At 73.1% G+C, this 19,879-nt stretch carries 14 protein-coding genes and 1 pseudogene; 10 read left to right on the top strand and 5 right to left on the bottom strand.

All coding sequences use genetic code 11. The annotated features are described in order from the left end of the window. Nucleotides 1-326: 326 nt before the first annotated feature. Nucleotides 327-1,607 (bottom strand): helix-turn-helix domain-containing protein, encoded by a 1,281-nt coding sequence (locus G443_RS06690; RefSeq protein WP_051314342.1) that lies wholly within the window; start codon nt 1,605-1,607, stop codon nt 327-329. A 584-nt stretch (nt 1,608-2,191) separates the two neighbouring features. Here G443_RS06690 and G443_RS06685 point away from each other — a divergent pair. Beyond that, nucleotides 2,192-2,977: an aminotransferase class IV family protein gene (locus G443_RS06685; RefSeq protein ID WP_245588954.1), complete on the top strand. Its 786-nt coding sequence runs from the start codon at nt 2,192-2,194 to the stop codon at nt 2,975-2,977. A 76-nt stretch (nt 2,978-3,053) separates the two neighbouring features. Here G443_RS06685 and G443_RS06680 read toward each other — a convergent pair whose 3' ends face one another. Then, entirely contained in the window at nt 3,054-4,001 is a 948-nt protein-coding gene (locus tag G443_RS06680) for an AraC family transcriptional regulator (protein WP_026420465.1), read from the bottom strand. 255 nt (nt 4,002-4,256) lie between these two features. Here G443_RS06680 and G443_RS06675 point away from each other — a divergent pair, with 255 nt between their 5' ends. Then, nucleotides 4,257-4,727, top strand: a complete 471-nt coding sequence (locus G443_RS06675) for an anthrone oxygenase family protein (protein WP_026420464.1) — start codon at nt 4,257-4,259, stop codon at nt 4,725-4,727. A gap of 78 nt (nt 4,728-4,805) precedes the next feature. Here G443_RS06675 and G443_RS06670 read toward each other — a convergent pair whose 3' ends face one another. Next, entirely contained in the window at nt 4,806-6,233 is a 1,428-nt protein-coding gene (locus tag G443_RS06670) for a short-chain fatty acyl-CoA regulator family protein (RefSeq protein ID WP_026420463.1), read from the bottom strand. A 214-nt stretch (nt 6,234-6,447) separates the two neighbouring features. On the opposite strand from G443_RS06670, the gene aceA reads away from it, so the two are divergent. The 3 genes from aceA (at nt 6,448) to G443_RS06655 (ending at nt 11,349) form a co-directional block, all read left to right on the top strand. Next, a complete protein-coding gene (gene aceA / locus G443_RS06665; RefSeq protein ID WP_245588953.1) occupies nt 6,448-7,773 on the top strand; it encodes an isocitrate lyase in 1,326 nt (441 codons plus the stop codon). Nucleotides 7,774-7,789: 16 nt separating this feature from the next. Continuing rightward, a complete protein-coding gene (aceB, locus tag G443_RS06660) occupies nt 7,790-9,418 on the top strand; it encodes a malate synthase A (protein WP_051314341.1) in 1,629 nt (542 codons plus the stop codon). A gap of 1,112 nt (nt 9,419-10,530) precedes the next feature. After that, nucleotides 10,531-11,349: a lipase family protein gene (locus tag G443_RS06655; protein ID WP_026420460.1), complete on the top strand. Its 819-nt coding sequence runs from the start codon at nt 10,531-10,533 to the stop codon at nt 11,347-11,349. A 95-nt stretch (nt 11,350-11,444) separates the two neighbouring features. Here the strand turns inward: G443_RS06655 and recQ are convergent, their stop codons facing one another. Continuing rightward, nucleotides 11,445-13,286 (bottom strand): DNA helicase RecQ, encoded by a 1,842-nt coding sequence (gene recQ, locus G443_RS06650; protein ID WP_026420459.1) that lies wholly within the window; start codon nt 13,284-13,286, stop codon nt 11,445-11,447. A 429-nt stretch (nt 13,287-13,715) separates the two neighbouring features. Here recQ and bdeA point away from each other — a divergent pair. The 5 genes and pseudogenes from bdeA to G443_RS06625 all read left to right on the top strand — a co-directional run. Beyond that, nucleotides 13,716-14,585, top strand: a pseudogene (bdeA, locus tag G443_RS06645) (bis(hydroxyethyl) terephthalate hydrolase); the annotation flags it as partial. Between the two features lie 262 nt (nt 14,586-14,847). Further along, on the top strand, nt 14,848-15,999 hold the full coding sequence (locus G443_RS06640; RefSeq protein ID WP_026420457.1) for an acyl-CoA dehydrogenase family protein: 1,152 nt from the start codon (nt 14,848-14,850) through the stop codon (nt 15,997-15,999). 76 nt (nt 16,000-16,075) lie between these two features. After that, on the top strand, nt 16,076-16,834 hold the full coding sequence (fabG, locus tag G443_RS06635; RefSeq protein WP_026420456.1) for a 3-oxoacyl-ACP reductase FabG: 759 nt from the start codon (nt 16,076-16,078) through the stop codon (nt 16,832-16,834). A gap of 185 nt (nt 16,835-17,019) precedes the next feature. Continuing rightward, nucleotides 17,020-17,484: a MaoC family dehydratase gene (locus tag G443_RS06630; protein WP_026420455.1), complete on the top strand. Its 465-nt coding sequence runs from the start codon at nt 17,020-17,022 to the stop codon at nt 17,482-17,484. Continuing rightward, nucleotides 17,481-19,082 (top strand): long-chain-fatty-acid--CoA ligase, encoded by a 1,602-nt coding sequence (locus tag G443_RS06625; RefSeq protein WP_026420454.1) that lies wholly within the window; start codon nt 17,481-17,483, stop codon nt 19,080-19,082. Before G443_RS06630 ends, G443_RS06625 begins: the two co-directional genes overlap by 4 nt. A gap of 398 nt (nt 19,083-19,480) precedes the next feature. Here the strand turns inward: G443_RS06625 and G443_RS06620 are convergent, their stop codons facing one another. Continuing rightward, entirely contained in the window at nt 19,481-19,825 is a 345-nt protein-coding gene (locus tag G443_RS06620) for a hypothetical protein (protein WP_245588952.1), read from the bottom strand. Nucleotides 19,826-19,879: the final 54 nt, after the last annotated feature.

The following is a 19,879-nucleotide window of genomic DNA, read 5'->3' as shown; positions in this document are numbered from 1 at the left end:
ACCCCGTGAGCAAGGGGGCCGCCGCCTCCGACGGCCCCCAGAAGCCCTGACCGGCGTTCCGAGGGTGCCGCGAGGACGAGGGGGAACGAGGTCGGCGGCACACCCTGACGGTCGATCGCACCCACCGGCGCGCTGGTCCGATCGCCGCCGTGCCGGGGGCGCGAACACCGGGAACGCTGGTGCTGCCGTCGCCGCCGGCCACATCGGCCACCCGGGCACCAGCACGGTCCGGCGAGCTCCCACCCACGACCGACCGTCCCGCCCGCCATCCGTCGACCCGGGAATCGGGAGGACGGGGGGCAGGGTTCCGCGCCGAGCCGTCGCCCTCAGGCCGCGACGCCCATGCGGTGGGCCATCCCCCTTGCCTCCCGTGCGGCGGGCTCGGCGAGCCGGCGGCCCAGAACGAAACGCACGGCCTCCCGCACCAGGGGATTGTTCCTGGTCAGCTGCGGCGCGAGTTCCTCGGCGCGGCGAAGCACCCGGACCCCCCGCTCCCGGGTCCGGCCCGCCCGGACAAGGGAACGGCCGTAGTCGGAGTAGAACTGCGCCTGCCGGCCCCGGTCGGGCAGCGTGCCCGGGTCGACGCCCTCGGCGAGCCGTTCCACCAGGGTGTGCTCCCCGAGTTCCGCCGCGATCGAGACCCGCCAGAACGTGACGTTGGTGCGGCCGAACCACAGGTAGCCGAAACGTCCGGCGTCGGAGGAGAGCCGGTTCGCCACCACCTCCGCCTCGTGGAGGTGGTCGGCGGCACCTCGGGCGTCGGCGAGGGTCGCGTGCGCGAACGCCGCCGTCAGGTGCAGCTGCCCCGCCGCCTGCGCCACCCGGTGGTCGGACATCTCGTCCGCGAGCAGATCCAGCCAGCGGCCCGCCTGCCGGATCTGACGTTCCCGCCCCACTCCGCCGATCATGTGCGTGCGAACCCACAGCGCGTGCGCGGTGTGCTCGGGCCGTCCCAGGCGCTCGGCGACGCCCATGAGCCGGTCGGCCGCCACCCACGCCAGGGGGCGGACCCCGGTGTTCTTCGCGATGACCGCCGCCGCGTGGTAGCAGTCGGCCAGCGCGACCAGGGCGTCGGTGCGGTGTGGCGAGGACGCACGGCCCGCTGTCACGAGAAGTTCCTCGACGAGCCGGGGAAGCAGGTACCCCTGGGCCGCGTAGTCGGCGCGGGGCCGCAGGTCGGAGTTCAGCCGGCGCACGTCGGCCGCCACCTCGCCCCACGGCCGGACGGGCCGGTCCGGGACGTCACCCACGCGGTGGTCGGCCAGCACGGCGGCGAGGTCCTCGGTGACCGCACGCGCCTCGGCGGCGACCGGGTCGGGTGCGGACCAGGCGAGCGGCCCGCTGATCTCGGACGGGGCGACCCGCAGGGCGGCGGCGAGGGCTTCCAGCGTGGACCGGCGTTCCACCGGACGCGTGCCGGTCTCGATGTGGGAGAGGTAGGACTTGGTGAAACCGGACAGGTCGGCGAGGACCTGCTGCGACATCCCCCGGGCGTGGCGCAGGGCGCGAATCCGCCGCCCCAGGTGTTCGGTGTTGTCCATCATGGTCCTCCTCGGCGGCGGGACCGCCCACGACACCTCGACCTGCTCGTCCCTGGCTTCCAGCACGTGCCTCGTCCTGGGGGGTCGCGCGGGGAAGTGGCTCCGTCGCTCAGTGTAGCGGCGGCGGGGGTGCCAGCGTGCGAGCGGACGGGGCCCGCTCCGCTGTGGACAGGGGCTCGCAGGGCCTGGCCGCCGCCTGGCCGTGACCGGCCGCCGCCGGAGCAGGGCCGGCAGGCGCCGGCGGGGCCAGCGGTCGGCCCGACCCCCCAGCTCCGGTCGGCCCGTGCCCTGCATCCTCGGGCCCCGGCTGGTCGGGCGACTCCCTCGCCCTGCCACCGCGAGCCGTACGGTCCCCACGCCGCGGGCGCGGCCGCGCACCTCGTCGACCTCGCACTCCCCGGGGCAACGGGGATCCGCGCGTGGGTGAGGGCACCACCGATTCGTCGTCACTCACCCATACGGGCGGCCCGCATGGCCGGGCCGGGACTCACGGTTGGCGCTCAGTCGCGCTGCCCACCGCGTCCGACCGTCCCCACCGACGGTAGGGGCGCGCCCTCCCGGCTGTTCGCCAAGTGTCCCGCGCCCCCGGCCCACGGCACCCGGCGCCAGGGGCCGACCCCGCGGGGGAGCTCCGGTTAGCATCGCTCGCCGTGAACACACCGGGCGTGCTCCACGCCGAGATCGACGGCCACCCCGCCACCGTCGACCAGCTCCTCCTGCCCGCGACGGTCAACTACGGACACGTCACCACGATGCAGGTCCGCAACCGACGGGTCCGGGGGTTGGCCGCCCACCTCGACCGGCTCGACGCCGCCAACCGGGAACTCTTCGGAACCGGGCTCGACGGCGACCTCGTCCGCCGGCGCGTCCGCCACGCCCTGGCCGCCCGCCACGACGCCACCGTGCGCGTCAGCGCCTTCCAACCAGAGGACGCCCCCACGTCGTCCCTGCTGGTCACCGTCCGCCCACCCGCTGACCCACCGTCCGCTCCGCGACGCCTCCGCTCGGTCCGCTACCAACGCCCGCTGCCGCACCTCAAACACGTCGGCACCTTCGCCCAGCTCCACCACGGCCGCCAGGCCAGGCAGGACGGTTTCGACGACGCCCTGCTCGTCGGCCAGGACGACCTGGTCACCGAGGGCACCGTCAGCAACATCGGTTTCCTCGCCGGGACCGAGGTCCGCTGGCCGGAGGCGCCCGCGCTGGCCGGTGTCACCGAAGGGCTCCTCGTCGCGGGACTGACCGCGCGGGGCGTGCCGCAACACCGCCGCCCGGTGCGCCTGGCGGACCTGCCCGGGCTGTCCGCGGCCTTCGTCACCAACTCGCGCGGGGTGAGCCCGGTCAGCCAGATCGACGACCACCACTTCCCCGTCGACCCGGACCTGATGAGGACGCTGCACCACACCTATGCCTCGGTGCCCTGGGACCGGCTGTGAACGGTGCGGCCGGCACGGGGAGCGGGCACCTCCCTCCACCTGGCCCCGACCGCCGACCCGCCGGCCTGGGGGCGCCTCAGCCGGCGGCCCGGCCGCCGGCCCGCCGGAACTCCCGGGGGCTCATGCCCCGCTCCCGGCGGAACGCCGTGCTCAACGCGAAGGCACTCCCGTAACCCACGCGCCGCGCCACCACCTCCAAGGTCGCCGTCGACCCGCGCAGCAGGTCAGCGGCCAGGCTCAGCCGCCAGTCGGTCAGGTAGGACATCGGCGGTTCCCCCACCAACTCGGTGAACCGCCGTGCCAGCGTCGCCCGCGACACCCCCACCTCGGCGGCCAGCGCGGCCACCGTCCAGTTCTCCCGCGCCCGGTCGTGGAGCAGCCGCAGCGCCGGACCCACCACCGGATCCCCGGCCGCCGAGTACCAGCCGGGGGCGGCCGAGCCGGACCGGGTGAACCAGGCCCGGACCGAGGACACCACCACCAGGTCCAACAACCGGTCGAGGAACACCTCCTGGCCCGGCTCGTCCCGCGTGATCTCCCACCCCAGCAGGGAGACCAGCGACCCCTCACCCGCCTCCGCCGGGACGACGGCCAGGGCGGGAAGGGCCGTCAGCAACCGGCGGCCCACCGCCGCGTCCGCGTGGTAGGTGCCCGTCACCAGGACCGTGCCCTCCGCCGAACCCCCACCCCACGACCGGGCCCCCAGACGCAGCCGCTCGCACAACTCCTCCCCGCCGACCGTGGCCGACCGGTCCCCGGGGTGGATGACCACCGTCGGCGGCAGCTCCGGAGAGCTGGCCACCCGGTACGGGTCGGGACCCCGCAGCAGGGCCACGTCCCCCGGCCGCAGCCGGGCCGCCTCCCCGGCATCCGGAACCACCCACGCCTCGCCCCGCAACGGGGTCAGCACCGTCAGCGGAGCCCGGTCCCGCACCAGCAGCGACCACGGCGGGTCCAGCACCGACCGCACCAGGAACGCGCCACGCGCGCGAGCGCCGTCCAACAACCCGGTCAACGCGTCCACCGCCGCAGCCTAGACGCTCGATGAGGTTCTCGAGCCTCTCGGCGATGGATCGTCTCACCAGCCCGGGGTTCACTGTGACCATGACACAGCACCACAGGGCGGCCGGGGGCCCCGTCCTCCTCACAGCGGCCGCCACCGGACACCGGGTCGCCCGCCCCCGCTGCCGGCGCCGCCGGCCCGCCCCGGTTCCCCCGCGGCCACCCCGCCCGCCGCCCCCACCGGCCCGGAGCGGGCGCCGGTCACCGGAGGCCGCCGATGAGCGCGCTGGGCACCGGCGCCCTCGTCGCCGCCACCGTCACCGGCGGGCTCGTCGCCGGGCTGTTCACCGGATTCGCCTACGGGGTGATGCCCGCGCTGCGCCGCGTCGACGACGACACCTTCGTGCGGGTGATGCGACGGATCAACGAGGTCATCCCCAACCCGTGGTTCCTCCTGCCCTTCCTCGGCACCCCGCTCCTCGCCGCCCTCGCCGCCGCCACCCACCTCACCTCCGGAGGCGGAACCGCCCTGCCCTGGCCGCTCGCCGGACTCGCCCTCAGCCTCACCACCGTCGCCGTCACCGGCGCCGTCAACGTGCCGCTGAACACCGCGCTCGCCGCCACCGGGGGAACCGCCAGCACCGCCCGCCGCGCCTTCGAACGCCGCTGGACCCGCGCCAACGTCGTCCGTTCGGTGACCGCCACCGCCGCCGTCGCCTGTCTGGCACTGGGCCTCGCCCTCGACTGACCGCCGCCGCCGTCCGCCTCACCCCGAACTGGCCGCCACTGACCGCCTCACCCCTGACCGCGAGCCACCCCACCCCGGTCAGGGGGAGGCGGGCACCGCCGGGTAGGGGACGAAGGTGCTGGTGTTCTCGTCCACGGTCAGCTGCCGGCCCACCGCCGGGAACGCCCGCTGCGGGCACGCCGGCCGGTCGCACACCTTGCACCCCATCCCGATCGGCGTCGCCGCCTCCAGGTCGTCCAGGTCCAGGCCCGTGGAGTACACCAACCGCCGCGCGTGCCGCAGCTCGCAGCCCAACCCCACCCCGAACATCTTCCCCGGACTGCCGAACCCACCGATGTTGCGGCGCACCGTCCGCGCCACCCAGAAGTAGCTCTTGCCGTCCGGCAACGTCGCGATCTGCGTCAGGATCTTCCCCGGCGAGCTGAACACCTCGTAGATGTTCCACAACGGACACGCCCCACCCACCCGGGAGAAGTGGAAACCCGCGGCCGACTGCCGTTTCGACATGTTGCCCGCCCGGTCCACCCGCACGAACGAGAACGGAACCCCCCGCGCCCTGGGGCGTTGCAAGGTCGACAACCGGTGGCACACCGTCTCGAACCCGACGCTGAAGTGGTCGCACAACCGCTCGATGTCGTACCGGAACTCCTCGGCCCGCCGCAGGAACGACCCGTAGGGCAGGATCAACGCCCCCGCGAAGTAGTTCGCCAACCCCACCCGCGCCAACGACCTCGCCGCCGACCCCGAGAACGCGTACGAGTCCGCCAACGCGCTGATCAGCCGGTCGTGCTCCAACAGGGCGATCTGCGAGGCCATCCGGAACGCCTGCTGACCGAACCGCAGCGTCGGCGCCAACCGCAGCACCCGGGCCGCCGGCTCGTACCGGTGCTGCTCACCGGCCGCCTCGTCGACCCCCTCACTGGTCACCCGGACCCCGTGCGTCCCGGACAACCGGTCCCGCAGCGCCGCCCGCACCTCCCCGCGCCGCAGGTCCAGGCCCACCGCCAACCGTTCGGCGCGTTCGTCCAGCTCGGCGACGTAGTTCTCCCGCTCGTAGAAGAAGTCCCGCACCTCCTCGTGCGGTAACGGCGCCGCCGCGCTCCCGTGCGACCCGGTGCCGTTCTCCGCCGTCAACGCCGCCGTGTTCTCCACCGCGCTCCGGTAACGGCGGTGCAACCGGACCAGCGCCCGCGCGATCGTCGGCAGGTTCGTCGCCAACTCGGTCAACTCGCCCGTCGACGCCTCGGCCCCCACCTCCTCGTCCAGCAACGCCTCCCGCACCTCGGCCACCAAACGCCCCGTGTCGTCGTTGGCGAAGAACTCCGCGTCCACCCCGAACGCCTCGGTGATCCGCAGCAACACCGGAACCGTCAACGGCCGCACGTTCCGTTCGATCTGGTTCAGGTAACTCGGCGAGATCTCCAACAGCCTCGCCAGGTTCACCTGACTCATCGACCTGCTCTCCCGCAGGTGACGCAGCTTCGCTCCGACGAAGGTCCTGTCCACGACGACCACCCCTCCCGACGCCGCTGGCGGGGCCCGACCGCGACCGGGCGCGACCGGTCCAGCATAGGAAACGGGTCTTCGCGGAATTCGCGGAACAGCCGGGAGAAATTCGCGGAAATTGGCGGATTGGCAACCTTCCAGCGGTTATCCGTGGCGTGCCATCGTCGGGAAACCCCGCCGCACGATCGCGGACTTCGCAAATCGGAGGTGCCCGATGACCACGACCACGGATGACACCCGCACCCCGGGCCGGGAACGCACCGCCGCCCCCGACCCCGTCGACGCGGCGGACGCCCTGCGCCGCGAATGGGCCACCAACCCCCGCTGGCGCGGCGTCGAACGCTCCTACACCGCCGAGGACGTCCTCACCCTGCGCGGCAGCCTCGTCGAGGAACACACCCTGGCCCGGCGCGGGGCCGAGAAGTTGTGGCACCTGCTGGGCACCCAGGACTACGTGCACGCCCTCGGCGCGCTCACCGGCAACCAGGCCGTCCAACAGGTCCGCGCCGGACTGCGCGCCATCTACCTCTCCGGGTGGCAGGTCGCCGCCGACGCCAACCTCGCCGGCCAGACCTACCCCGACCAGAGCCTCTACCCGGTCAACTCGGTGCCCGCCGTCGTCCGCCGCATCAACAACGCCCTCGCCAGGGCCGACCAGATCTCCTGGGCCGAAGGCGACCGCGACGTCGACTGGTACGCGCCCATCGTCGCCGACGCCGAAGCCGGCTTCGGCGGGCCCCTCAACGCCTTCGAACTGATGCGCGCCATGATCGCCGCCGGCGCCGCCGGGGTGCACTGGGAGGACCAGCTCGCCTCGGAGAAGAAGTGCGGCCACCTCGGTGGCAAGGTCCTCGTCCCCATCCGCCAGCACGAACGCACCCTCAACGCCGCCCGCCTCGCCGCCGACGTCCTCGACGTCCCCACCGTCATCATCGCCCGCACCGACGCCCAGGCCGCGACCCTGCTCACCAGCGACGTCGACGAACGCGACCGCCGCTTCACCACCGGAGAACGCACCGGGGAGGGCTTCCACACCGTCCGCGCCGGCCTCGAACCCTGCATCGAACGCGGCCTCGCCTACGCCCGCCACGCCGACCTGCTGTGGATGGAGACCTCCGAACCCGACCTGGAGGTGGCCCGCGCCTTCGCCGAGGCCATCCACGACCGCTACCCCGACCAGCTCCTCGCCTACAACTGCTCACCCTCGTTCAACTGGCGCGCGCACCTCGACGAGGCCACCATCGCCCGATTCCAACGGGAACTGGGGCACATGGGCTACCGCTTCCAGTTCATCACCCTCGCCGGTTTCCACGCCCTGAACCACTCGATGTTCGACCTCGCCTCCCGGTACGCCACCACCGGAATGCCCGCCTACGTCGACCTCCAGGAACGCGAGTTCGCCGCCGAGGCGCACGGCTACACCGCGACCCGCCACCAACGCGAGGTCGGCACCGGCTGGTTCGACCGCGTCAGCACCGCCCTGAACCCGAACAGCTCCACCACCGCGCTGCGCGGCTCCACCGAGGAAGCCCAGTTCTGAGCCGAGGGAGGACGAGATGACGACCGCCACCCGACACACCCCGTTCCCCACCACCGGACGCGTCGAGATCCACGGCCCGCTCCGCGACCGGTACGACGAGATCCTCACCCCCGACGCACTCGACTTCCTGGCGCTGCTGGACAACACCTTCGCCGCCGACCGCCGACAGCTGCTCGACCGCCGCCGCCACCGCCGCGCCCGCCTCACCGACGGCACCGAGACACCCCACTTCCTGCCCGAAACCGCCGCCATCCGCGACGACCCCACCTGGCGCGTCCCCCCACCCCCACCCGGGCTCCTCGACCGCCGCGTCGAGATCACCGGACCCCCGGACCGGCGGATGACCGTCAACGCCCTCAACTCCGGCGCGAAGGTGTGGATGGCCGACTTCGAGGACGCCACCGCCCCCACCTGGGACAACATCATCGGCGGGCAACTCAACCTGCACGACGCCATCCGACGCCGCATCGACTTCACCACCGACACCGGACGCCGCTACCGGATCGCCGAGGACCCGGCCACCATCGTGCCCAGGCCCCGAGGCTGGCACCTCGTGGAGAAACACCTCCGCATCGACGGCCGACCCGTCTCGGCCAGCCTGGTCGACTTCGGCCTCCACGTCTTCCACAACGCGACCCGCCTCATCCAGGACGGCAGCGGCCCCTACCTCTACCTGCCCAAACTGGAGAACCACCGGGAAGCCCGCCTGTGGAACGAGGTGTTCCTGCTTGCCCAACGCGCCCTCGGCCTGCCCCCGGGCACGATCCGCGCCACCGTCCTCATCGAGACCATCACCGCCGCCTTCGAGATGGACGAGATCCTCCACGAACTCCGCGACCACGCCGCCGGGCTCAACGCCGGGCGCTGGGACTACCTGTTCAGCCTGATCAGAACCCTCGGCGGGCGCGGCGCCGACGTCGTCCTGCCCGACCGCGCCCGTCTCACCATGACCGTCCCCTTCATGCGGGCCTACACCGAACTGCTCGTCCGCACCTGCCACCGGCGCGGCGCCCACGCCATCGGCGGGATGGCCGCCGTGATCCCCAGCCGCGATCCGGACGCCAACCGAGAAGCCCTGGCCCAGGTCAGGCAGGACAAGGACCGGGAGGCCACCGACGGGTTCGACGGGTCCTGGGTCGCCCACCCCGCCCTGGTGCCGGTGTGCGGCGAGGCGTTCACCGCCGTCCTCGGCGACCGCCCCCACCAGCTCCACCGCACCCGCGACGACGTCGACGTCACCGCCGACCAACTCCTCGACCTCGGCGGCGCCGGCCGCGAGGTCACCCGGGAAGGCGTCCGCTCCAACGTCGGGGTGTGCCTGCGCTACCTCGACGCCTGGCTGCGCGGCAGCGGCGCGGTCGCCATCCACGGCCTCATGGAGGACGCGGCCACCGCCGAGATCGCCCGCGCCCAGCTGTGGCAGTGGATCCACACCGCCACCACCCTCACCGACGGCACCACCGTCACCCGCGACCTGGTCGGCGAGGCGCTGCGTGCCGAACTCGACGTGATCCGCGCGGAGAACCCGGAGGCCACCCGGCTCGACGCGGCGGTGGACATCCTCACCGCGACCGCCCTCGGCCCGACTATGCCCGACTTCCTCACCCCCCACGCCTACGCCCACCACCTCACCACCCACCGCTGACCCTGCCCCCACCCAGCCCCGCGCCCACCACCGGCCGGGGGACCACCGCCCACCACGGCCGACCCGCCGGTGAACCCGCCCAGCCCAACCATCCCCAGCCCTCCCGGCACCGCCCACCGCGTTCCCCGACCCGACGGGGGCGGGCCGCCTCGGGTCGGGGCCCGACGAACGGGGCCGCCCACCCGTTCGCCGCCGCGCCCCAGCCGCCGCCGCGCGGCGGGCCCCGACCGCACCCACGCGGGAGCGTCCCCGACGCCCCCGCGTCCCGGCCCCGCCCTCCCCGTCCCCGAGGGCGGGGCCCGCCCACGCCATCCACCCGCTGACAGGCCGGCGAGGTACACACCAGCCCCGCCTCCCCACAGCTCCTCCAGCGGGCATCCCCGCCTCGCCGCCAGCGGACCCCGCACCGGCTCCGGCCGCGCCGGGACGGGCACGACGACCCACCCGACGCCCACCGCTCCCACCGGAACACCAGGTCGACCGCCGCCGCCCCCACCGCCGCCACCCGGGAAGTCGATGACGTCCACCAGGCGCACGGTCTCCCACACCCGGCCGCCGTCCGCGTCGCGTCAGCAGCCCCACCGACGTCGTCACCACCGCCGTGGGCAACCCGGGGCGAGGGCCGCCCACCCAGGCTCGCGGCCAGCACCGGCGCCCCCGGTCCTCGCGCCGCCGGGACCCGAACGGCGAGTGCACGACCCGCCACGGCCCCACCCGGCATCCCGCCGCCCCGGGGACAGCGGAGCGGCCCGCGCCAGGGCCGCCGTGGTTTCCCCACCACACCTCCGCTCCGCGTCGTACGGCCTCAGCGCGGCGCCGAACGGTGAACCCTCGTCGTGGTGACGCGACATCCCCGGATCGAGTGGATCGGGTGGTTCGTTCCCACACCGGGTGGCGGGCCTCTTCTACGGTCACACCGTCCGAGGGCACCGTGGTCGACACGGGCCCTGGGCGGGCCGACGCCGGCGCGGCCACCGTCGTCCGGCCGGGTCGGCCCCCGAACCGGAGCCGATGCGCTCCCGCCCTCCGGCCCAGCCGGAGCGGAGGACACACCGGGACCGCCGGCGACCGACACACCAACCGATGCCGCACGTCGCGACGAAGGGCTGCCCGTGGCGATCACCGCCCTCGACCACCACGAGACCGGATACCGGCTGGAGCACGCGTACTGGCTGGCCAGAGCCGCGAAACTCGCCTACTCCGACGAGAGCGCGATCCGCGAGGCCGTGGGGGAGTGGGGCTTCGACCGGTTCCGCTTCCTGGAGGGCACGCCGGTGACGCCCCTCCCCATCGACCACACCCAGGCCTTCGTCGCCGCGTCCGACTCCATGATCATCGTCGCGTTCCGGGGCACCGAACCCACCCAGATCCGCGACTGGCTCACCGACGCCAACGCACCGGCCGGCCCGGGCCCCGACCGCCGTGGCCTGGTCCACCTGGGCTTCAGCCAGGCCCTCGCCTCGGTGCACCCGGCGCTGCTGGCCACCCTGGAGGAGTTCCGGGACAACGACCAGACCCTGTGGTTCACCGGGCACAGCCTCGGTGGCGCCTTGGCGCAGCTCGCCGCGGCCTGGCTCTACTTCGAGGACCCCAACCTGCTGGCTGACGGCATCTACACCTTCGGGCAACCCCGCACCTGCGACCGCGAACTGGCCACCGCCTACGACGGTGCCATCCGGGCCAGGACGCACCGCTTCGTCAACAACAACGACGTCGTCCCCGAACTACCGCCGGAGCCCTTCTACCGCCACGTCGAACGGGTGCGGTACTTCGACTCGCAGGGCCGGCTCCAGGAACGGACCACGCTGCTCGGCGGGGCCGTCGACCGGCTCCGAGGGCACACCGCCGACCCGCTCTCCCCGGGCGCGGACGCGCTGCGCGACCACCCGATCAACCGCTACCTGGAGTGCCTCGAGAAGAACCTCGCTTGAGTCCGGCGGACTCAGGCGGTCGGACGGCCCGGAGGCGGGCGGCAGGGGTGCTGTCGGGGTGACCGCCCGCCTCCGCGGTCGTCATGGGCGGCCGGTCAGGACGCCAACGCGTCCAACACGGCCTGCCCGTACTTCGCGAGCTTGTTCTCACCCACCCCGCTGATCCCGCCCAACGCGGTGAGCGTCGACGGTGACTCCGCCGCGATCTGGCGCAACGTCGCGTCGTGGAAGATCACGTACGCGGGCACGCCCTGCTCCTTCGCGGTGGCCGACCGCCACGCCCGCAGCCGCTCGAACACCGGCACCGCCTCCGCAGGCAGGTCCACCGGGGCGCTCCCCGACCGCTTCGCCGTCCGCGTCGACCCGCCCTCGGAGCTTCGCACCGCGTCGCGGCGCAGCGGCACCTCCCGCTCCCGACGCAACACCGCACCACTGGCCTCGGTCAGCCCCAGCACCCCGTGCTCGCCCTGGACCGCCAGCAGCCCCTGCGCCAACAACTGCCGGGCCACCGCCCGCCACTCCGCCTCCGACAGCTCGGTGCCGATCCCGAACACCGACAGCGTGTCGTGGTCGTGCTGGATGACCTTCGCGGTCTTCCGCCCCAACAGGATGTCGATCACTTGGCCGGCGCCGAACCGTTGCCGCCGCTCCCGGTGCAACCTCGACACCGTCGACAGCAGCTTCTGCGCGGCCACCGTGCCGTCCCACGTCTCCGGCGGGGTCAGGCAGGTGTCGCAGTTCCCGCACGGCTCACCGCGCTGCCCGAAGTAGGCGAGCAGCCGCACCCGCCGGCACTCCACCGTCTCGCACAACGCCAGCATCGCGTCGAGGTGCGCCACCAGGCGGGCCCGGTGCTGGTCGTCGCCCTCCGACCCGTCGATGAGCCGACGCTGCTGCACCACGTCCGGCAGGCCGTAGGCCAACCAGGCGGTGGACGGCAGCCCGTCCCGCCCGGCCCGCCCGGTCTCCTGGTAGTAGCCCTCCACCGACTTCGGCAGGTCCAGGTGCGCCACGAAACGCACGTCGGGCTTGTCGATGCCCATCCCGAACGCGATCGTCGCCACCACCACCAGCCCGTCCTCCCGCAGGAACCGCGCCTGGTTCGCCGCCCTGGTCCGACCGTCCAGACCCGCGTGGTAGGGCACCGCGGGGATGTCGTTGGCGACGAGGAACTCGGCGGTGCGTTCGACCGAGGCCCGGGACAGGCAGTAGACGATGCCCGCCTCGCCGGCGTGCTCGGCGCGCAACAACCGCAGCAACTGCCGCTTCGGGTCGTTCTTCGGCACGATCCGGTACTGGATGTTCGGCCGGTCGAAACTCGCCACGAACTGCCGCGCCCCACCCAGGTCCAACCGGGACACGATCTCGGCCCTGGTCGCCTCGGTGGCCGTCGCCGTCAACGCGATCCGGGGCACCTCCGGCCACCGCTCGTGCAGGTGGGAGAGCAACAGGTAGTCCGGGCGGAAGTCGTGGCCCCACTGCGCGACGCAGTGCGCCTCGTCGATCGCGAACAGCGAGATCGTGCCCCGGTCCAGCAACCGCACGGTCGACTCCAGCCGCAACCGCTCCGGCGCCAGGTAGAGCACGTCGATCCGCCCGTCGACGAAGGCCTCCTCCACCCGCTCCCGTTCCTCGGGCTCCTGGGTGGAGTTCAGGAAACCGGCGCGGACCCCCAACGCGGTCAACGCGTCCACCTGGTCCTGCATCAGCGCGATCAACGGGGACACCACCACACCCACGCCGTCCCTGACCAACGACGGGATCTGGTAGCACAGCGACTTCCCACCGCCGGTGGGCATCAACACCAGCGCGTCACCGCCGTCGACCACGTGGTCGACGATCTCCCGCTGCCCGTCCCGGAACGAGTCGTACCCGAAGACCCTGCGCAGCACCTCCAGTGCGTCCCGGGTGTCCTGACCGGTGTCGGTGGCAGCCATCCCGCGATTCTAGGGCCAGCCCCGGACACCCCCCGACCACGGTCGCCAGGCCGTCACCGCAGGTCAGAGTGGTTCCGCTCGTCACCATGAGGCCTCGGGCACCCGGCGGTCGCCCCGCCCGGGCCGCCCGGTGGCGGCGCCGCCCCGCCTCGCCCGTGCCCGCCCCGGTGCACCGGTCGACCCCGACGCCGCCAGCCCGAGGCCGGTGGTTTCGCCGATGCGCCCCGCCACGACCCGCCCGAACAATCGACGCACCCCCCGACCACCCGGGCCGAGGCCCCGGCGAGGCGGAGGCGTTCCCACTCCCGCCACCAGCCCACCCCGGCGGGCACAGCACCGCCCACGCCCCGTCGCCTCACGCCGCCCCCACCGAGAAGAGGAGCACAACGCCGTGCGTTCCACACTCTCCCGTCCCACCCCGCCCGCTCCCGGTTACGCCGCGCCCTCACCAGCGCGGTCCTCACCCTCGGGCTCGTCGCCGGCAGCCTCGCCGCCGCCCCGGCCGCCTCCGGCCAGGAGAACCCCTACGAACGGGGCCCGGCCCCGACCGAACGGAGCATCGAAGCCCTCCGCGGTCCCTTCTCCACCAGCAGCACCAACGTCTCCCGGCTCGCCGCCAGCGGCTTCGGCGGCGGCACCATCTACTACCCGACCAGCACCGCGGAGGGCACCTTCGGCGCCGTCGCCATCTCCCCCGGCTACACCGCCCTGGAATCCTCCATCTCCTGGCTGGGCCACCGGCTGGCCTCCCAGGGCTTCATCGTCTTCACCATCGACACCATCACCACCCTCGACCAGCCCGCCAGCCGGGGCCGCCAGCTGCTCGCCGCCCTCGACCACCTCGTCGACCACCGCTCGGTCCGCGACCGCATCGACCCCACCCGCCTCGGCGTCATCGGCCACTCGATGGGCGGCGGCGGAACCCTCGAAGCCGCCAGCAACCGCCCCAGCCTCAAGGCCGCCGTCCCGCTCACCGGCTGGCACCTGAGCAAGAACTGGTCCGACGTCCAGGTCCCCACCCTCGTCGTCGGCGCCGAGAACGACTCCATCGCCTCGGTGACCCTGCACTCCAAGCCCTTCTACAACAGCCTCCCGTCCACCCTGAACAAGGCCTACCTGGAACTCGCCGGGGCCAGCCACTTCGCGCCCAACATCTCCAACACCACCATCGCCAAGTACACGATCTCCTGGCTCAAGCGGTTCATCGACGACGACACCCGCTACGAGCAGTTCCTCTGCCCGGCGCCCTCCGGTGACCGCGACATCTCCGAGTACCGGGACACCTGCCCCCACAGCTGACCGAACACCCCCGCACCACCTCCGGGTGGGGCCGTCACCGACGGCCCCACCCGGCCGTGCGCCACCCGCCGCCGAAGAACGCGCCCGCCGGTCGAGCCCGCCCAGCCCGACCCCACCCGGGCGGCCCCACCCGGAGCCACGCCCGCTGTACACCCGCCCAACCGCACTCCGACATCACTGTCATTCCGTCCATTTACCCCGACAACCACGCCGGCTAATTTGTGAGAACCACGGCCGCCACCCGAACGTCGCGGGGAGAACCATGGATCTCAGCCTCACCCCGGAACACGCTGACCTGCGACAACTCGCGCGCAATTTCGCGGACGACGAGATCGCCCCCCACGCCGCGGAATGGGACCGCCGAGAGTCGCTCGACCTCGACCTCATTCCCAGAATGGGCGAACTCGGATTCCTCGGGCTCACCATTCCCGAGGAGCACGGCGGCAGCGGCGGCGACCACCTCGCCTACTACCTGGTCCTGGAGGAACTCGGCCGCGCCGACTCGTCCGTCCGCGGCGTCGTCTCCGTCTCCCTCGGACTCGTCGCCGCCACCATCGCCCGGCACGGCACCCCCGAACAGCACCAGCGCTGGCTACCCGCACTGTGCTCCGGCCGGGCACTCGGCTGCTTCGCCCTCACCGAACCCGGCACCGGCTCCGACGCCGGCGCCCTGACCACCCGCGCCGTCCGCGACGGCGACGACTGGCTCATCACCGGCGCGAAGACGTTCATCACCAACGGAACCTGGGCCGACGTCGCCCTCCTCCTCGCCAGGACCTCCGACGACGGCAGCCGGGGCATCACCGCGTTCCTCGTCCCCACCGCCAGCGCCGGCTTCCACCGCCGCGAGATCAACGGCAAACTCGGACTCCGCGCCCAGGCCACCGCCGAACTCCACCTCGACGGCGTCCGAGTCCCCGACACGGCCCGGCTCGGCGAGGTCGGACGCGGATTCCCCCTCGCCATGTCCGCCCTCGGCAAGGGCCGGGTGTCCGTGGCCGCCGGCTGCGTCGGCATCGCCCAGGCCAGCCTGGACGCCGCCCTCCGCTACGCCGGGGAACGCCACCAGTTCGGCAAGGCCATCGCCGGCCACCAACTCGTCCAACGGCTCCTCGCCACCACCGCCGTGGACACGGCCGCCGCCCGACTCCTCGTCTGGCAGGCCGCCGACCTCCTCGACCGGGGCCAACCCCACGAGACGGCCGCGTCCATGGCGAAACTCTTCGCCAGCGAAGCCGCCGTCCGCGCCGCCGACAACGCCGTCCAGGTCTTCGGCGGGTACGGCTACGTCGACGAGTACCCCGTCAGCCGCTACCTGCGCGACGCCAGGGTCACCACCCTCTACGAGGGAACCAGCCAGATCCAGCAACTCGTCATCGGCCGGTCCCTCACCGGCGTCGCCGCCTTCAGCTGACCAGCCCGGCCGTCCCGGCCCCGGACGTGCCCCATCCCGGCCACCCAGCCCAGCACCCACGAGAGGACACCCGAGCATGAGGGGATTCACCGACACCGCCGCCATCGTCACCGGAGCCGCCCAGGGCATCGGCGCCGCCACCGCCCGCCGACTCGCGGCGGAAGGCGCGGCCGTCGCGGTGGTCGACCTCAACGCCGACCGCGCCGCCGAGGTCGCCGCCGACATCGAGCGCACCGGCGGCCGAGCCCTCGCCCTCGGCTGCGACGTCACCGACCCCGACTCGGTCCAGACCACCACCGACCACGTCGTCGCGGAGTTCGGCCGGCTCGACATCCTCGTCAACAACGCCGGCATCACCCGCGACGACCTGCTGTTCAAGATGACCCTGCCCGACTGGAACGCCGTCCTCACCACCAACCTCACCAGCATGTTCCTCTGCACCCAGGCCGCACAGGCACACATGGTCCAGGCCAGGTCGGGACGCATCGTCAACCTGAGCAGCCGCTCCGCCCTCGGCAACCGGGGACAGTCCAACTACGCCGCCGCCAAGGCCGGCGTGCAGGGGCTCACCGCCACCCTCGCCCTCGAACTCGGCCCCTTCGGCATCCGCGTCAACGCCGTCGCCCCCGGCTACGTCGCCACCGACATGACCGCCGCCACCGCCCGCCGCGTCGGCTTCGAACCCGAGAAGCACCAGGAACGCGCCGCCGAACAGATCCCCCTGCGCCGCGTCGCCACCCCCGAGGAAATCGCCTCCACCATCACCTTCCTCGCCAGCGACGACGCCTCCTACGTCACCGGCCAGACCCTCTACGTCAACGGCGGATCCCGCTGACCCGGCACACCCCACCCACCCCACCCACACCGGAGGTCGCCAGGTGAACCTCACGTTCAACGACGAACCGAGGACAGCCCGCCCCGAGCCGCCGACCCGGCGCACCACCCGGACCGGCCCACCTCCCGCCAGCGCCCGCGCGACACCGCCCGCCGGACGCCCCCAGCCGCCCCCGGCGGTGCCAGATGAGGATCTTCGACTCGCCCGCCGCCCTCCTCGACGCCACCGGAGACCACCTCGGACCCGGACCGGCCACCGTCATCGACCAGGAACGAGTCGACACCTTCGCCGACGTCACCGACGACCACCAGTGGATCCACACCGATCCCACCCGCGCCGCGCACGGCCCCTTCGGCGGCACCGTCGCCCACGGCTACCTCACCCTGTCCCTGCTGCCCTCGTTCATCCGAGGGCTCTACCGGGTGCGGGGCGCCAGACTGATCGTCAACTACGGCCTCAACCGGGTCCGCTTCCCCGCGCCCCTCCGCACCGGGGACACCGTCCGCGCCACCGCCCGCCTCGACCAGGCCCACCAGGTCGGCGACGCCGTCCAGGTCCACCTGCTGGTCACCATCCAGGCCGACGGCGCCGACAAACCCTGCTGCGTCGCCGAATCCCTCAGCCGCTTCTACCCCGAGGAGGAGGCGTGACCGCGACCCTCTCCCTCACCAGCGTCCTGCGCGAATCCGCGCTCCGACACCCGGACAAGGTCGGTGTCGTCGACGGCGACAACCGCGTCACCTACGCCGAACTCTGGCAGCGTTCCCTCCGCTACGCCGCCGCCCTCCGCGAGCTGTGCCCCGGACCGCGTCCCACCGTCGCCCTGCTGGCCCCCAACACCGTGGAGTTCCCCACCACCTACTACGGGGCCCTCGCCGCCGGCTGCGTCGTCGTCCCCGTCCACCTGCTGTTCACCGCCCCGGAGATGGCCCACGTCCTGCGGGACAGCGGAGCCGACCTGCTCGTCTGCCACCACGCGCTGGCCGCCGTGGGCGCCGCCGCCTCGGCCGAGGCCGGCGTCCCCCTCGTCACCGTCGGCGGCGCCCCCTCCGGCGGTGACGCCGGCATCCCCGCTGACGGGGCGGCCGACGGGTCGACGCCCGTCCCGTCGCTGGACCAGCTCGCCGACACCACCACCCCCCTCCCGGTGGCCGAGACCACCGCACCGGAGGACCCGGCCGTCGTCCTCTACACCAGCGGCACCACCGGCGAACCCAAAGGCGCCGTGCTCACCCATCTCAACCTCGTCATGAACGCCACCATCTCCGCGTTCGACGCCAACGAGGTCCGCCACGCCGACGTCGTACTGGGCTGCCTGCCGCTGTTCCACACCTTCGGCCAGACCGTCAGCATGAACGCCTGCTTCCGGGCCGGCGGCACCCTCGTCCTGCTCGCCCGGTTCCACCCGGACACCGCGATCGACCTGATGCTGCGGGAAGACGTCGACGTCTTCCACGGCGTCCCCACCATGTACGTCGCACTGCTCGCCGCCGCCAGCCGACACGACCGGCTGCCCGCGCTGCGGCTGTGCGTCTCCGGCGGCGCCGCCCTCCCCGTCCCCGTGCTCGAAGGGTTCAGCACCACCTTCGACGCCCAGATCTACGAGGGCTACGGGCTGTCCGAGACGTCACCGGTGGCCACCGCCAGCCAACCGAGGTTCGGCACCCGCGCCGGAACCGTCGGCCACGCCATCTGGGGCGTCGAGGTGGAGATCGCCGAACTGGAGGACCCGGAACGGATTCGCCTGTTAGGGGAGGGGGAGCTCGGCGAGATCGTGGTGCGCGGCCACAACGTCTTCGCCGGCTACCTCAACCGCCCGCAGGCCACCGAACAGGTCGTCGTCGACGGCTGGTTCCGCACCGGCGACCTGGGCACCAAGGACGCCGACGGCTTCGTCCGCGTCGTCGACCGCAAGGGAGACGTCGTCATCCGGGGCGGCTACAACATCTACCCCCGCGAGGTGGAGGACGTCCTGGCCCGCCACCCCTCCGTGCGGCAGGTCGCCGTCATCGGCCTCCCCGACCCGGTGTACGGGGAGGAGGTGTGCGCTGTCGTCGTCGCGGAGGAGGGCGGCGAACCCGTCACCGAGGAAACCCTCGTGTCCTGGTCCCGGCCGCTGCTGGGGAAGCACAAGTACCCCCGCCACGTGCGCTTCGTCGACGAACTGCCGCTGGGCCCCTCCCACAAGGTCCTCAAACGCGAACTGCGCCGGAGACTCGCGGCGGAGCCGGGCGCGGAAGCCGGCTGAGCCGGGTCATCCGCCAGCAGTTCACAGCCTGTGGGAGTACCGGGGGAGGCGTCGCGGGAAGGGGCCTCGGCACCCGAACCCGGGCATCGCCGACGGGCGGAGGGCGGCTGGCCGCCGGTACCCCCGCTCCACGCGTTCCTCCTGCCACCGCCGGGCTGGCATCGACATCGGGTGCGGGTGGTATCCGCCGTTTCCCCGAGATCGAGCCGTCGAACGAGAAGCGGAAACCCGCTCGCGCGACGGCTGACCACCGCGACGCCCTGGTCATGACGCTGACGGCCATGACCAGGGGTCGCCGTGCCGGTCGCAGGACAGCCACCGAGCCACCGGCGGCGCTTCGTCGCACACTGGGCGCTTCGGCGCCATTACCCTGGCCGTGCCGTACCGCTGGTCCACGATCAGCCCAGCGGCATGCCGGGAGTCCACAGCGCCGCCGTCCGACGTGTCGCCAGTCTCGGAGCGTTCGCGTCATCCGGGGCTGGCAGGGACAACAGCGCGGACACGGTGTCCAGAAACGCTCCCTCCTCGCACCACACCACGTCGGACGGCGCGGGCTGCGAGGATGTCCGCATCCGGGCAGCCAGGCAGTCGTCCGGCCCGCTGACGTGCAGGTAGTCGCCGTACGCGCCTCGCGGCCGCTGACCGAACAGGGTCCACGGAACGTAGCGATCCCCCTGAGCATGGCGGAACACGAAGCCGTGTCGCACCAGCGCGCCCAACGCCGCGTCAACCTGTGCCGTCATGCCGCCCCCGATCACGACCCCGGCGGCGCCGAACACGCAGCCGCCAGACCCGGT

The organism is Actinoalloteichus caeruleus DSM 43889 (assembly GCF_000429185.2).
GTDB lineage: Bacteria > Actinomycetota > Actinomycetes > Mycobacteriales > Pseudonocardiaceae > Actinoalloteichus_B > Actinoalloteichus_B caeruleus.
The sequence above is the reverse complement of the archived record's forward strand: the minus strand, read 5'-3'. Positions and strand labels throughout refer to the sequence as shown.